General features: G+C 41.4%; 16 protein-coding genes. 10 read left to right on the forward strand and 6 right to left on the reverse strand.

Annotation, left to right across the window (positions count from 1 at the left end; translation table 11 throughout):
• The first annotated feature begins 34 nt into the window (after positions 1-34).
• Complete coding sequence (locus AB5I83_RS17405) at positions 35-568, forward strand: GreA/GreB family elongation factor (protein ID WP_448977022.1); 534 nt, start codon at positions 35-37, stop codon at positions 566-568.
• Between the two features lie 153 nt (positions 569-721).
• Here AB5I83_RS17405 and AB5I83_RS17410 read toward each other — a convergent pair whose 3' ends face one another.
• A complete protein-coding gene (locus tag AB5I83_RS17410) occupies positions 722-1588 on the reverse strand; it encodes a PIG-L deacetylase family protein (protein ID WP_448977024.1) in 867 nt (288 codons plus the stop codon).
• Between the two features lie 286 nt (positions 1589-1874).
• On the opposite strand from AB5I83_RS17410, the gene AB5I83_RS17415 reads away from it, so the two are divergent.
• The 6 genes from AB5I83_RS17415 to AB5I83_RS17440 all read left to right on the forward strand — a co-directional run bounded on the left by AB5I83_RS17415 (position 1875) and on the right by AB5I83_RS17440 (position 7904).
• On the forward strand, positions 1875-2606 hold the full coding sequence (locus tag AB5I83_RS17415) for a GntR family transcriptional regulator (RefSeq protein WP_448977026.1): 732 nt from the start codon (positions 1875-1877) through the stop codon (positions 2604-2606).
• Between the two features lie 42 nt (positions 2607-2648).
• A complete protein-coding gene (locus tag AB5I83_RS17420; RefSeq protein WP_448977028.1) occupies positions 2649-3830 on the forward strand; it encodes an iron-containing alcohol dehydrogenase family protein in 1182 nt (393 codons plus the stop codon).
• A gap of 19 nt (positions 3831-3849) precedes the next feature.
• Positions 3850-5598: a thiamine pyrophosphate-binding protein gene (locus AB5I83_RS17425; protein ID WP_448977030.1), complete on the forward strand. Its 1749-nt coding sequence runs from the start codon at positions 3850-3852 to the stop codon at positions 5596-5598.
• The gene (locus AB5I83_RS17430) at positions 5599-6525 is read left to right on the forward strand and encodes a bile acid:sodium symporter family protein (RefSeq protein ID WP_448977032.1); all 927 of its coding nucleotides are present in this window, start codon (positions 5599-5601) and stop codon (positions 6523-6525) included. It begins immediately after the preceding gene.
• A complete protein-coding gene (locus tag AB5I83_RS17435; protein WP_448977034.1) occupies positions 6522-7514 on the forward strand; it encodes an SDR family oxidoreductase in 993 nt (330 codons plus the stop codon). The genes AB5I83_RS17430 and AB5I83_RS17435 overlap by 4 nt, the downstream gene beginning before the upstream one ends.
• Before the next feature lie 162 nt (positions 7515-7676).
• Positions 7677-7904 (forward strand): hypothetical protein, encoded by a 228-nt coding sequence (locus tag AB5I83_RS17440; protein WP_448977036.1) that lies wholly within the window; start codon positions 7677-7679, stop codon positions 7902-7904.
• Between the two features lie 7 nt (positions 7905-7911).
• Here the strand turns inward: AB5I83_RS17440 and AB5I83_RS17445 are convergent, their stop codons facing one another.
• Together AB5I83_RS17445 and AB5I83_RS17450 are read right to left on the reverse strand one after the other, a co-directional pair.
• Positions 7912-8346: a DODA-type extradiol aromatic ring-opening family dioxygenase gene (locus AB5I83_RS17445; RefSeq protein ID WP_448977038.1), complete on the reverse strand. Its 435-nt coding sequence runs from the start codon at positions 8344-8346 to the stop codon at positions 7912-7914.
• Positions 8310-8732: a DODA-type extradiol aromatic ring-opening family dioxygenase gene (locus AB5I83_RS17450; RefSeq protein ID WP_448977040.1), complete on the reverse strand. Its 423-nt coding sequence runs from the start codon at positions 8730-8732 to the stop codon at positions 8310-8312. Before AB5I83_RS17450 ends, AB5I83_RS17445 begins: the two co-directional genes overlap by 37 nt.
• 146 nt (positions 8733-8878) lie before the next feature.
• Between AB5I83_RS17450 and nhaC the strand changes: the two genes are divergently transcribed.
• Positions 8879-10288 carry a Na+/H+ antiporter NhaC gene (nhaC, locus tag AB5I83_RS17455; protein ID WP_448977169.1) on the forward strand — a complete coding sequence of 470 codons (1410 nt, stop codon included), beginning with the start codon at positions 8879-8881 and terminating at the stop codon, positions 10286-10288.
• Positions 10289-10503: 215 nt separating this feature from the next.
• Here nhaC and AB5I83_RS17460 read toward each other — a convergent pair whose 3' ends face one another.
• Positions 10504-11022 (reverse strand): DUF2202 domain-containing protein, encoded by a 519-nt coding sequence (locus tag AB5I83_RS17460; protein ID WP_448977042.1) that lies wholly within the window; start codon positions 11020-11022, stop codon positions 10504-10506.
• Between the two features lie 137 nt (positions 11023-11159).
• Between AB5I83_RS17460 and tatA the strand changes: the two genes are divergently transcribed.
• A complete protein-coding gene (tatA, locus tag AB5I83_RS17465; RefSeq protein ID WP_448977044.1) occupies positions 11160-11354 on the forward strand; it encodes a twin-arginine translocase TatA/TatE family subunit in 195 nt (64 codons plus the stop codon).
• 81 nt (positions 11355-11435) lie between these two features.
• On the opposite strand, the gene AB5I83_RS17470 is transcribed toward tatA, so the two are convergent.
• Together AB5I83_RS17470 and AB5I83_RS17475 are read right to left on the reverse strand one after the other, a co-directional pair.
• A complete protein-coding gene (locus AB5I83_RS17470; protein WP_448977046.1) occupies positions 11436-11729 on the reverse strand; it encodes a hypothetical protein in 294 nt (97 codons plus the stop codon).
• Positions 11729-13024, reverse strand: coding sequence for a TolB family protein (locus tag AB5I83_RS17475; RefSeq protein ID WP_448977048.1), 1296 nt, complete (start codon positions 13022-13024; stop codon positions 11729-11731). Before AB5I83_RS17475 ends, AB5I83_RS17470 begins: the two co-directional genes overlap by 1 nt.
• Positions 13025-13228: 204 nt before the next feature.
• On the opposite strand from AB5I83_RS17475, the gene AB5I83_RS17480 reads away from it, so the two are divergent.
• Positions 13229-13471 (forward strand): hypothetical protein, encoded by a 243-nt coding sequence (locus AB5I83_RS17480; protein ID WP_448977050.1) that lies wholly within the window; start codon positions 13229-13231, stop codon positions 13469-13471.
• The last annotated feature ends 648 nt before the right edge of the window (positions 13472-14119 follow it).

Consider the following 14119-nt stretch of genomic DNA (forward strand, 5'->3'; position numbering starts at 1 on the left):
TTACTCTTTCGCGGAGTTTCAGGGTATATTAGAAATGATTAAAGGAATTCCTATTGTAGGGGAGAGTAATATGTCTGTTAAAATCACACCTAAAGGAGAGCAATTGGTTCTTCAGCAAATAGCCCATTTAGAACAAGAGCTAAAACAAGTGCGGATTGATAAAAATATTGCTTTCAATGCTTGCGGCGACGATAAAATTGCCAATCCTAATTTTCACAAATTAGAGCAGGATGAGCGTGTATTGGTTGAACGAATTCAGGAGATTCAGCATTTGTATAAGACAGCTGAAATGATTAGGGTTGATGAGCCTAATACCGAGATAGTAGAAATTGGGTCAATCGTGAAATGCTCGTTTGAGTACACCGATTTTACAGAAGAAGAAGTATATGAAATTGTCGGTTATGGCGAATCGAATGTAGACGAAAACAAAATTTTCTATGACACACCAGTTGCCAAGAAGCTGATAGGGTTAGTGGTTGGTGACGAAACGATTATGTCAGTACCCTCTGGAAAAGTGAAATGCAAGGTATTAAAGTTGTATAGTGGATGGGAAGAAGTTGATGTTTAACTTTTAACTGAGTAGTGGCGTTGGTCCAAAGGATTGACGCTTTTTGTTCGGCAATCTTTGTGATTAAAAACGTAATAAGCGGGCTAAGCTTGGAGCTAACTCCAAGCTTAAATCGCCTGTCAAAAGTACTTTCGATTACTCAAGTGCATCTATTTATTTAGATTTAACCAAATGATAATACTCCCGGTCGAAGATTCGGTAATAAATCCAGGATGGGACTTTGTCGTGATAAGGCTGCACACTTGCTACGGTTTCCCACTGGGTTTCATGTGCAAGCAGTACTTGTTTGCGTGCAGATGCCTCCGAAGCCATTGGGAAGGCGATTGTTGGTTCAGGCAAGCCTTTCTCCCGTGGATAACGCTCTTTGAAAGTAGGAGAGAGCTTGAGTGCTAGATCTATCATTGGCTTTGGAAGAGTGGCGAAGTATAGCCTCTTCACAGTAGAATCTTCTTCTGCCATTTCCTCCGTCACAACTTCTTTTGTCAACTTGCTCATCACTACATGGTCGGGATGTCCGTATAAGCCTACTACATCATCATAGGTAATAACGGTTGTTGGCTCATACTTAATAATTAATTCTCTAATGGTTTGCTTGATTTCCTCGTGATCCGCATCAACAAGTCCGCTGTCAGGAAAATCATAAACTTCTAAATGGTCGATATTAAGGATTTCTGCCGATTTTTCCAATTCTTTAGTCCGTGTTTCGCCCAGTTTTTCCTTAGGCACGAGTCCGCCAGTTCCGCCCGCTTCACCTCTGGTAAAAGTAGCGAGGACAGAGGTAACATCTTTCTCCTTATTCAACTTGTGGTAAGTGCCAGCAATCATGATTTCATCATCCGGATGAGCAAAGATGGCCATGATCCTTTGTGGCGCACCTTCAGGAAAAAGTTCCTCCGAAACAATGATATCCTCATCATTCACATAAAAGTTTGCATACATGACCGCTCCAGTAACCAACACCACCAGCAGACCTACCGTTGAAAGCAGGACAATAAACAAACGTTTCTTCCAGTTTTTCATTTGATTACTCCTTTGGAAAAGACTATTAATCTAGTATATGAGTGCATCTATAATTCATTACTGGAATAGGATGCCTGATTTATATTTGTTATGGACAATAATATCTTTATGTAAACAAACTAATGCAAATGAACAAAAGAGCTATACTAAAATATTGAATATTTTTAAAATTATAAAAACTTGTTGTTAAATGAAAGTGTAGTCCATATAATGGAGGTGTAAATCATCCAGAAATAAACTGGTCTGAACTGGTAGGGACGTCGCAACAAGTAGGGAGGGATGATGATTGGTTGAGATAGATATGGAGAATCCGATTCCTTACCATGTGCAAATTAAAAACTTACTGAGGAAGGAGATTATAGATGGCCGTTACAAAGAAAAAATCCCCAGCGAAAGGGAATTGATGAATCGCTTTTCAGTGAGCAGGACGACAGTAAGAGAGGCAATTACGCACTTAGTTAACGATGGTGTATTGACTAAAGTACATGGAAAAGGCACATATATTTCACCGAAGCGGCCGATTGAGGAGTGGCTTAACTCCTTACATAGTTTAACAGAAACAGTGCGTAAAATGGGGATGAAACCTGGATCGGTCTTGTTGAATAGTGGAGTGATGGCTGAGCCGAGGTACTTTGCAGATAAAATTGGAGAAAAGGAATTTTTTACAATCGAAAGGCTTCGGACAGCAGATGGAGAACCGATTGCAATTGAACGCCACTATTACAGCCCGGAAATTGGACAGCAGCTCTCTAAGCATGATTTAGAGACAGCAGCTATCTATGAACTGATTGAAAAGAAGCTGGGCATTGAACTTCATCAGGCTGAACAGTTCATTTCCTGTAAAAGAATTTCAGATATGGATGCTGAAAATCTAGGGATCCCTAAAGGTATTAATGTTCTTTGTGTCGAGCGCTTGATCAAAGGTGCAGATGGAAAGCCGATTGAATTATACATCAGCTTTTACAAACCAGACATGTATGTTTTTCGGATTAAGACAAAAAGGCAAAAATCTTTGTGATAAAGAATTTTGTAAGCGCTTTATCAGGAGAGGGGGTAGGATATGGTTCAGGAGTTTCATTTACCCGGCAGTATTTATCATGGAGCCGGGAGTTTTGAGAAGCTGGCAGATGCGGCAGCAGGGCTCGGGGCTCTCCACCTTTTTGTCGTGGTTAGTTCAAGTGTGTTGAGAGAGCCGCTGAATCTGAGTGCACGGTTAAGAAGAATGCTGGAGAAGGCAAATCTTGAACTGACAATTTATTCTGGATTAAAAGGTGAGCCAACGACTGAATATGTAGAAGAGGCCGTTAATCGCTGTATGGAAAGCCAGGCTGATTGTATAGTTGCCATTGGCGGAGGAAGCGCAATTGATTTGGCAAAAGCCGTTTCAGTATTCACAGTTAACCCTGATCTGCAATTTAACGAAATCAATAGCTTGAAAGTAATGAAAAGGTTACCTCTTATTGCTGTGCCAACGACTGCAGGAACCGGTTCGGAGGCAACGAAGGTAATGGTTATAACTGATGTTGAAAATGGAACTAAAATGAATCCGGGCCATCGAGGTTTAATTCCTGATATTGCTATATTAGACCCTGAATTGACAGTAACTTTGGCACAATCCTATACGGCTTTTACTGGTATGGATGCCTTAGCACATGCTATGGAAGCCTATGTATCGACAAGGGCAACAGAAATGAGCGACTATTTCGCTTTACAAGCAATTCAGCTTATTAGTAAGGCTTTGCCTATTGCCTTTAATAAAGGAAGTGATTTAGAGGCACGAGAAAAAATGCTGCTTGGCAGCTGCTTTGCCGGGATTGCGTTCTCGAATTCTTCTACCAATCTTGCTCATGCATCAGGAAGGGCTTTGGGGGCAAGATTTCATATGCCGCATGGGTTGAGCGTAGCCTTATTACTTCCGTTTGTTATCGAATATGGCATTAAGGCTTCACAGGAAAAATATGCAATCTTAGGAAAACTACTTAACCCAGAGGCTAACGTTTCTGAGGCGGAGGTGGCACAAGAAGCCCTTAAGATGGTTTTGGATTTAAATGATCAGTTTCATATATGGGAAGCTGGAGCAGATTATATTAATCAAACACATGAAGGTGTAATACCGTTGCTTGTAGAAAATGCGTTAGCGGGAAATGGGATCCTCACCAATCAAGAGGTCCCAGATTGCAATGATATTGATAAAATCTATCAAAAACTATTCAATAAAATATCAGAATATTCAGTATGTTAATGGATGGAGGAGGGTTTTTATGGCTGAAATGACGGGCGGAGAAGTAATTGCAAAGATGTTAAGCATTGAAAATGTGGAGAAGGTTTTTGGCATTATAGATGGGACGTATTTTGGTTTCTATTCTAATCTTCAAAAATATGATATTGATTTGATTTCTCCAAGGCATGAAACAACAGCTGCACACATGGCTGGTGCATATGCTAGGGTGACAGGGAAATTGGGAGTATGCATGGCTAGCAATGGTCCTGGTGTGGCAAATATTCTCCCTGGTTTAGTTGTTGAAGAAGCAGAGGGGAATCGGGTGTTAGTGATTACGAGTGCTAGAAGGACAGGGATCATGTATCCTGATCGCGGAGGAACCTATCAATGCTTCGATCAGACAGGTGTCATTTCTCAGATTGCGAAATGGAGCGAAACGGTACCATCATTTGATCGTATACCAGAAATGATGAGGACAGCATTAAGGAAGTGTTACGAGGGAAGGCCGGGCATTGTCCATATCGATATACCGGAAAATATCCTGAATACGAAAGTGAAATGTGACCTGAGTTTTTGGGAACCGAAACACTACCGTGTGACAGAATTGCCGGGAGCAACAGAAAATCAGCTTGAGGCTGCCTGTGACCTGTTGATTAATGCAGAATTTCCGGTGATTCACGCTGGCAGCGGTGTCATCCATTCCGGAGCTTCTGAGGAGTTAGAAATGGTCGCTGAACTTTTGCAGTCAATGGTGACGACAAGCTGGGCTGCACGAGGAGCCATGTCTGAGAGTAACCGGCTTATGATGCCAATGATCTATTTGCAGACGAATAATAAAATCAGGAACGAAGCAGATGTCGTATTAGTCCTTGGTTCAAGAATTGGGGAAACAGATTGGTGGGGAAAAGCGCCATATTGGGATTCAAACCAAAAAATGATCCAGGTTGACATAGATCACGGGACATTGGGTGCCAATAAACCAGCAGAGCTGGCAATTCAGGCAGACATCAAAACTTTCCTTACACAACTCTACCAAAAGCTTCAGCAGCGCAAAGAATCTATCCATACAACGAATCGAAAAACTTCAATCCAGAAACATATCGCTGAAAAAGAAAAGAATAGAAAGAAGCTTGATCAGCATTTGGAGGACTTCGCTGTGCCAATGAATACAGCGCATGTCCCTGTCATTAGCCAGCAGGTTTTCCCTCCAGGCACTAACCTGGTCATAGATGGCGGGAATACAACGATTTGGACCAATTTCTATTATTCAATCGACAAACCAGGCTCTGTTTTTTCAACCTATAAATTTGGAATGCTTGGAGCAGGTATTGGCCAGGCACTTGGCGTTGCAGCCGCAAATCCAGAACGTCCTGTCTGCTGCATAATTGGTGACGGAGCCATGGGCTTTCACCCGCAGGAGATTGAAACGGCGGTCCGGAACAATTTGCAGGTTATTTATATCGTCGTCTGCGATCGGCAGTGGGGGATGGTAAAAATGAACCAGCATTTCGCTTTGAAACCAATCAAGACGGTTTTGAAAAAGTCATTAAGTGCTGAAGAAAGTATTAATACGGATTTGGGAGAAATCAAGTTTGATATGCTTGCAGAAAGCATGGGGGCGCATGGAGAGCATGTAAACGACCCGAAAGATCTTAAAGGGGCAATAGAGCGGTCCTTGATGACCGGTAAATGTTCGGTTATCCAGGTTGATGTTGACCCGGTAAAACATATGTGGGCTCCGGGGTTGAGGTATTTTAAAGACATGCACCAGGAACCAAAGGGGAAATAAATGGGGATCGATCAAGTAACTCTTAACTTTAACTCCGCCACTCTGACCATTATGAATATATTGATCGGATTTATTATGTTCGGTGTAGCGCTTGATTTGAAAGTGGACGATTTTAAAAGGACACTCTCAACACCTAAACCGGTATTGATCGGGCTCATCGCTCAATTTTTCCTGCTGCCAGCTTTTACTTTCTTGTTGGTGATGATTGTAAAACCATTGCCCAGTATTGCGTTAGGTTTGTTTTTGGTAGCAGCCTGCCCGGGCGGGAATCTATCAAATTTCTTAACGTATTTGGGGAAGGGCAATACACCTTTATCGATTAGTATGTCTGCGATATCAACTGTTTTGGCTATATTCATGACCCCATTTAATACACTGTTTTGGGGCTCATTATATCCAGGAACAAATGCATTGATGCGTTCATTTTCCATCAGTCCGGTAGATATGTTAGTCACGATTTTTATTATGCTGGGTGTACCTCTTGTAGCTGGAATGTATATTGGCTACAAATATCCAGGGTGGGCGAGCAGGACAAATAAATGGATGAAACGGTTTTCGATTATCTTTTTTATCCTGTTCGTGTTAGCATCACTGGCGTCAAACTTTACCTATTTCCTTGATTTTGTTGGCATGGTGGCCATCGTGGTCCTTCTTCATAATCTTGTCGCCATCCTGTTGGGCTATTTTTCTTCCAGGGTTGCCGGGCTTCCTGAAAAAGACAGAAGAGCAATCGCAATCGAAGTTGGCATCCAAAATTCAGGACTGGGATTAATCCTGATCTTTAATTTCTTTGACGGCCTGGGCGGAATGGCCATCGTAGCGGCATGGTGGGCAATCTGGCATATTGTTTCCGGATTGTCACTGGCTACTTTTTGGTCAAAAAGAGAGCCTGAAACTTCAGCGATCAACGGAGGTATACAAGTATGAATATCCTTATCACTGGTGCGGCCGGTTATCTAGGTACACAGCTTGTAAAACGGCTGATCGAAGAGAATAAAACAGCAGGACAGAAGTGGAACATAATCGCGACTGATATTAGGGCTGAATCTACTTTTAATGAGGAAGATGGAATCAGATATATTCAAATGGACGTGCGTTCTACATTGGTCCAGGAAGTGATGAAAGAAAATCAAATTCATACGGTTGTCCACCTTGCGACAATCGTAACTCCTGGTAAAAAAAGCAATCGCGAATTCGAATATTCCGTGGATGTCAAAGGTACGGAAAACATATTAAAGGCATGTGCAGATAATCAGGTGAAAAGAGTCGTGGTAACATCAAGCGGGGCTGCCTATGGTTATCATGCCGATAATCCGGAATGGATCAAAGAGGACGATGCAATCAGGGGGAATGAGGAGTTTTCCTATTCTCATCATAAGCGGCTCGTCGAAGAGCTTATGGCAGATTACCGGGAAAAGCATCCACAACTTGAGCAGGTTATTTTCCGGATTGGGACGATTTTGGGAGACACGGTGAATAACCAGATTACAAACCTTTTCGAAAAAAAGGTTCTTCTAGGGATTAAGGGGTCAAATAGCCCGTTTGTGTTCATCTGGGACCAGGATGTTGTAGGGTGTCTGATCAAAGGAATCAGAGGCAAGGAAACCGGCATTTTTAACGTAGCTGGGGATGGGGCACTGACAATCGATGATATCGGAGAAATACTTGGTAAGCCTGTCATCCGCATACCAGCCTGGCTGATCAAATCAGTCCTTTACATCCTCAAGCGGTTATCCCTGTCACAATACGGTGAAGAACAAGTGAACTTCCTAAGGTACCGACCTGTTTTAGATAACCATAATCTGAAGAATGATTTCCAATACAGGCCAAAAAAGACATCTCGTGAAGTATTTCTCTATTATGTTGAGAAGAAGCATTCAATGGTTAACAGATCAGGAAAAAGTGTGGTCGTTTAAAATCTTCCATAAAGGCTATAACAGAATAAGGAAAGCTGCGTGCCAGAGTCCTTCTGGCACGTTTTGATCAGTGGAGAATACGGTAAAAATATTATGTAAACTAGAATATTTTTTTGCTTTTGGATTATTATAACAACAGACAATAAGTAAAGGAGTTCGTTTATGAAATCATATGAAGTGACAAATTTGATAATTGATGAGGAAACCTATGGTGAGGAACATGTAACAGTTGAAATGACAATGGAGCAAGAAAATTATATCATCACTTTTCAAAAGTCAGACTTAGAATTGATGAATGCATGGAGAGTAGAGGATGGAACGACACTGCCTGCAGACCTTTCTGAGAATCTGCTGGACTCTATAAAAGAAGACATCAAAAAGAAAATCTAGTTCATGACTAGATTTTTCTTTTTGCCGAAACGCCTGCACAGATTAACCCGAAGTATGTTGGTGCTTCATAAGATAGGAATTCGATATGCCTCTCTTCGGGTGGTATTGCACCAGCTAGGATCAGGGTTTGCCAGATTCCGTCTGGTTTAGCGGCTTCGATGAAATCAGCGTCGAAGTCTGCCATTTTTTCAAGTTGATTGGATTTGATCGACTGTACTGCTTGTTCATCTAGTTCTTTGGCTGCAGGGTCAAAGCCATAAGGCCCTTGTTCATCATGAGCATGAGCCCAGTCACAGCTTGCAATTAGTCCGACTTTTTTTTCGTATTGAGCGACTGCTGAACGTAGTGATTGACCAAATTTAAGATGCTCTTGGAAGGAAAGATCTCTAGTAGGGGTGACAACAACTATTGGAACATCTGGCATGAAACGGAGAGGTACCATTGAACCCCAATCAGCGGCAAGCAAGAGATTGGACCAGCAGCAGTTCCAAAATTTATGGTGGAAGATGGCTGTCCATTTTTTATAGCTTCCTCATTGATTTTTCGCGCTAATTCACGTTCTACACTTTTTTTCATAGAAAAAGTTGCCTCGTTCTCACTCCAACTTCCTTCCAAACGTTCAGAATCAGTTATCGAAAAACGTCCATTGACCCTTGTACCGTGAGGACTTAGAACAACGATACAATCTGGGTTGGCAGCTGCCATTTGCTGTCCAAGCTTCTCCAGGCTATTTCGGGTGACGGCCATCCGCTCGGGAATGGAGCCTTGCAGTTCAGGGATAATCTCCCCGCCGTGAGGGGCAATGCATGCAAAAACAAATGGATTCAAGGTTACAACCTCCTTTTTAAGTAATTAATTTGCTATTCAATGTAAAGATTCCTCCTATTTTCCAAATTCTTGCTTGGATAACTGTCGTGATTTAAGGGTAAAGACAGTTATCGAGACAGCAAGGAGGAACACAAATGGGGAAAAGTATCGAGAGAAAAGTGTCATTTGGGCTTGCCATCATCCCGTTGTTAGTAATGGTAGTTTCAATGGCAGTAACAATTGTAAAATTTGAAGGAGACCCGCATATACCGTTGATTATCGGGACAGTTGTCGCAGGTCTTGTAGCCTGGTTCGCAGGCTTTAAATGGAATTTTATCGAGGAAGGTATATATAAAGGCATAAAGATGGCGTTGCCGGCAATTTTGATCATTATTACTGTTGGAATGATCATCGGATCGTGGATTGGCGGCGGAATTGTCGCAACGATGGTCTACTATGGCCTTAAAATCATGAGTCCATCCATGTTCCTTGTATCGATCAGTATCATTACGGCATTGATCACTCTAGCAATTGGAAGTTCATGGTCTACAATGGGGACGATTGGTGTTGCTGGCATGGGCATTGGCATGAGCATGGGAATTCCAGCACCAATGGTAGCAGGAGCGATCATTTCCGGCTCTTATTTTGGTGATAAAATGTCACCATTATCAGATACGACCAATCTGGCGGCAGGGATTACGGGAACGGATCTGTTTGCGCATATTCGCCATATGATTTATACGACGATTCCCGCCTTTTTCATTGCTTTGGGTGTCTACTGGTACCTTGGCAGGGATTTTAGCAATGCAGGGGTAGATAATCAAGAGATCATTGAAATCATGAATGTGATTCAATCAAATTTTATGATATCACCATGGCTATTACTAGTTCCAGCCGCGGTCATTTTACTTGTTGCGTTTAAGGTACCAGCACTACCAGCCCTGATCGTTGGAGTCTTCCTGGGATGGATTGCTCAATTTACCGTGCAAGGCGGCGCGATTGCAGACGCAGTTAATACACTTCAAAACGGTTTTTCGATTGAAACGGGGAACGCTTCTGTCGACGAGCTTTTCAGTCGAGGTGGTATTCAGGATATGATGTATACCGTTTCTCTTGCGCTGATCGCAATGGCTTTTGCAGGTGTTATGGAGCAGACTGGAATGTTAAGTTCAATCGTTGAGAAAATACTCAAACTTGCCCGGTCAGCTCGCAGCCTGGTTGTCTCTACGGTCGCAACCTCGTTTTTAACAAATGTCGCAGCTGGTGAGCAATACTTGTCGGTTCTTTTACCTGGGCGGATGTATAAAAAAGCATATGATGACAAAGGATTACATTCGAAAAATCTATCGCGTGCGATTGAGGATGGCGGTACCGTGACTTCGCCACTGGTACCTTGGAATACATGTGCCGTGTTCATTATCTCTGCTTTGTCTGTCCATCCATTCGAATATGCGCCATATGCTGTACTTAATTTCATAGTTCCGATATTATCGATCATCTTTGCATTATTCGGTTTTAAACTGGAGTATGTCAAGAAAGAGGAATATAAAACGGAAGTTGAGAGGAAAGCTTCTTAGTTACAAGGGCAGTACAGATTGGGTGCTGCTCTTTTTGAAAGGTACAAATTTTGGTTTTGGATAGCACTATGTTTGAAAAAGTTTGGTGCTAGAACCCATAGCAGCAGCCCAAATCAGGACTATTCAATTTGAAATCTTCAAAGATGTCGGGAAGGTTTAGAAAAAGCCGTTTGGATTTATAGTCTAAACGGCATTTTTTGTTGCACCGATATTATTTAATTCCGGCCTGCGCCTCTTTGGAAGGCTCTTAGGTGATTTTTTGAAGCGTTTCCTAATTGGGTGAAAACCAGTTTTGCATCCTCGGGCAGGTTAGGGATTGTTTTTAACTTGTCATACATGGCAATATTGTCAATTTCGGCCTGGACTCCGTCATTAAAGGCTTTTTTTAAAGTATCAGGTGCTGTAACGTATTGTTTTGCCTTGTCTTCGGGAATCTGTTTGTTGTATTTTTGGAATAGAGCAACGAGAGCACTGATATGCTGCTGTTCTGCGGCCTTTATATTGCTGAAAGGCCGGATGTTGCCGAACTTTGCGATGACAGCATCGTAACGAGCCTGGGCAAGGTATTCGTCCTGGATGGCGTATACTAAAGCTTCATCGAATGTAATCGAGCTATCCTTTAGAGCGCCCTTGGCACCAAAGTCAGCAGGCAGCTCTGTCTGCGCATTGACAGCACCAGAGAAACTGATGAGCATAAATAGTGCTACTGCAATGTTAATTATTTTTGATTTCATAGTAAAACACTCCTTATGAAAAATGGTCTACCTTATTATTTTCAAACAAGAGAATTTGATACTAAAAGTGGCTATGGGTTTAATTTGCGATTGTTATCCGATATAATAGACGTAACTTTTTCAATAGGAGAGATACAATGCTTTCAAATATAGGATTTCCAGGGTTAATCTTGATTCTCGTGATTGCACTGATCATTTTTGGGCCTAACAAACTGCCGGAAATCGGACGAGCAGTCGGCAAGTCGATGAAAGAATTCAAGAACGCAACCAGTGGACTTACTGATGACATCAAAAAGGAAATCAGGGAAAACGACCAAGATAAGAAGAGTTGATCAAAGCTGCCACTGGCAGCTTTTTTATTTTTTGCAGGGATTAAAAAGCTGTCCGGCAAAAAATAACCGAACAGCGAGTAATCATTTTCGATAATAAATATGAATTGCGGACAACAAAAGGATCAATCCATTCAATAGATACAACCCAGTAAAAATCACGGTCAGGATTCCTGCACCCCAGCCGCTGTCGTCCCATGTAAAACCGAAGAAAAGGGTGCTGAAAAAAATGACTGGTGTGCACAGGAGAAAAAGGATCCCTGCAATGATCCGCTTTTTTATATTCCTGACGGAGTACTTAACGGCAAAATAATTCCCCAGGCCAAAAAGGGCAATGTTCAAAAGAAGGGTCAGGACCGTACCAACAGAATCGGACATTATTCTCGCACTCCTTTTCGATAAAACCTAAGAGCCAGAGCGAAGAGAAATACAATAATGGTGCAGGCCAAAAATCCGAATGCCAGCATGCCAACACCAATGCCTGCCCACGGATCGACCATGGCAGCTACTACAAAACTGGCTACTATTGCGAGCATTCCGATAGACAGGCTGATGAATGATGGTAATAACACTTTCCCAGGAACAACGTAAATTGTAATCAGCATTAATAGCACCGTATACAAAAGACCAACCGTCCAGCTATTAATCGAGTAATCGAGGGCTTTCATAACAAAGTTGCTGGCTTCTAGTTCCGGCATTTCAAGCGTAACTTCTTTTAGCTTCTGCGTTTCAAGGTTCACTGTCCTCAATTTATAATCCTCTGGTTCTTTTGGCCAATTGATATACTCAAGGAAGAGGATTTCATTTTTATTGTTAAAAAACACCGGTGAAACGACAGATGAATTCAAGTCGGTGAGTCTTTCGGTATTTCCATTTTGCAAATCCTTGAGAAATAAATCGTATTCAAAAAGAGAAGTGTTCTTCGATTCTTCAGCTATTGTTGTAAAAGCAACAGCATTTTTTTCGGGTGATAAAGTAAGGTGGAAAATATCAGCGGGCAATTTTCCGTTGAAATCAGCTGCATATACCCTTTGATCTTCCAAGTTAAAAGCATTTAATTCATCAAAATCCTTGAAGATGATTTCCTTTTTTTCAGCTGAAAAGACAAGGCTCTCCATTGTATAGAAGTCTCTGTCGGTCAACTTCTGCATTGATGTTCCATCAATTTTCACGGAAAAAAGGTCATACCCTTCCTGAGACTCTCCCTCAGACTTCTGAAATTCTTCTGCTGGGGTGCCTGAAAAGAAAATCGTTTCGTTGTCATCAGAAAAAACGGCCTCAGATACGTGCTGTGAGCTTTCTGAAAGTTTTTTAGGATTGGTCCCGTCAACATTGGCCGTGTAAAGGGACTGAATACGATCGCTGTTTCGTGACAAATACAAAATTCTGCTGCCATCCGGCGAAAACTTAGGATTGGTGTGATAAACATGATCAGGGTTGCTAACTCTTTTAACATCTGATCCATCTTGATTGGCCGTGAAAACTGCTGAGCTTCCATTATTGTAATAAGAAAAGGCAATTCGCTGATCATCCTCTGATATCGCTAGCCCGCTACCAAGTCCTGAATAATATTTGTACGCATCCCGATCTCCTAATAACAAATAACCAATACTGGACAATAACAATAAAGCAACGATGCCAATGACTCCCACTAGGATTTTCTTATTTTTCACTAGTCTTCCCCCTTTGAAAAAACTCCTGATTATTTACCATACATACAATATAGTGTAAAATTACACCAATTAAAAGGTTTTTTTAGGAAAAAAATAATAAAAATTTATACAAGCTTTTCCAGAATATAATCAGATGTTCATAATAGGACAATTTTAACCATGGTAAAATAATAGTGAGGAACATTGAATTCAGGGGGTGCAGTGATGGTTTCAAGAGGTCAATCTGGAAAAAAACGTCCATCGAAACGCGTGATTACTGCCAGGAAAGAAATGCGTTCTGCCCACTTACTTCATGAATTTGACGAAGACGATCATGACTGGAAAAAAGAAAGAAAACACAGTATTCACCACTCTCATTCATCAACAGTACATGGCCATGACCATAAACACAGGTTATCTAAACTCAAGAACAGGCAAGCTTATAAAGCTCAACAAGACGAGTATTAATGATTATATAGCTAGGACACCTGCCAGAAATGGCAGCTGTTTTTGTTGAGGAGAATAGCACCAGAGTACGGTCAAGATTGAAAGCGGGTGTTGGGTAGTTGTCAGCATAAGCTGTGACTTCGGACAATTTTGACGGTATATGAGGAAAAGCTGTCAAGAAAACAAAGGAATCATGACAGGTTTGGGTGTATGTGAGATCAACTTGTCAAGAAAACAAAGGAATCATGACAGGTTTGGAAACATATTGAGATGAAACCCATTTTACCCAAATTATTGCAGGCAGGATAGGAAGATTTTCGCTGTACCTTTAAAGCTTGAAAAAGTAGTACCGGCTCAATTTGGTTTTAACAATATAATTCTTTAAATTCAGCTGCCAAGCTTGGCAGTTTTTTTTCTATACTTTCGGGAAAAAGTGGTATAATTGGGAAGTGTGAAAAAAGAGTAGACAAAGGGAAAGCGTGTTCATGAAGTACTGCTTTTTGCCATTGCCTAAATAGCAATTGATTTTCTTACGATATTCATCATCTCAATACAGGGGAAAGGGTCCAGATTCTACATTGCCAGAATGCTTGTAAACGGACAAGTTGTCTGTTTATTTTTTGATTCTGAAAAACAAAAATGTTGAATATTTTCAAGAAAAAATATAGA

The sequence above is a fragment of the Mesobacillus sp. LC4 genome, assembly GCF_053543455.1.

Coding starts and splice junctions, on each gene's coding strand:
- AB5I83_RS17405 (WP_448977022.1), top strand. CDS start 35: ATGATTAAAGGAATTCCTATTGTAGGGGAGAGTAATATGTCTGTTAAA.
- AB5I83_RS17410 (WP_448977024.1), bottom strand. CDS start 1,588: ATGAAAAACTGGAAGAAACGTTTGTTTATTGTCCTGCTTTCAACGGTA.
- AB5I83_RS17420 (WP_448977028.1), top strand. CDS start 2,649: ATGGTTCAGGAGTTTCATTTACCCGGCAGTATTTATCATGGAGCCGGG.
- AB5I83_RS17425 (WP_448977030.1), top strand. CDS start 3,850: ATGGCTGAAATGACGGGCGGAGAAGTAATTGCAAAGATGTTAAGCATT.
- AB5I83_RS17430 (WP_448977032.1), top strand. CDS start 5,599: ATGGGGATCGATCAAGTAACTCTTAACTTTAACTCCGCCACTCTGACC.
- AB5I83_RS17435 (WP_448977034.1), top strand. CDS start 6,522: ATGAATATCCTTATCACTGGTGCGGCCGGTTATCTAGGTACACAGCTT.
- AB5I83_RS17440 (WP_448977036.1), top strand. CDS start 7,677: ATGAAATCATATGAAGTGACAAATTTGATAATTGATGAGGAAACCTAT.
- AB5I83_RS17445 (WP_448977038.1), bottom strand. CDS start 8,346: ATGGTACCTCTCCGTTTCATGCCAGATGTTCCAATAGTTGTTGTCACC.
- AB5I83_RS17460 (WP_448977042.1), bottom strand. CDS start 11,022: ATGAAATCAAAAATAATTAACATTGCAGTAGCACTATTTATGCTCATC.
- tatA (WP_448977044.1), top strand. CDS start 11,160: ATGCTTTCAAATATAGGATTTCCAGGGTTAATCTTGATTCTCGTGATT.
- AB5I83_RS17470 (WP_448977046.1), bottom strand. CDS start 11,729: ATGTCCGATTCTGTTGGTACGGTCCTGACCCTTCTTTTGAACATTGCC.
- AB5I83_RS17480 (WP_448977050.1), top strand. CDS start 13,229: ATGGTTTCAAGAGGTCAATCTGGAAAAAAACGTCCATCGAAACGCGTG.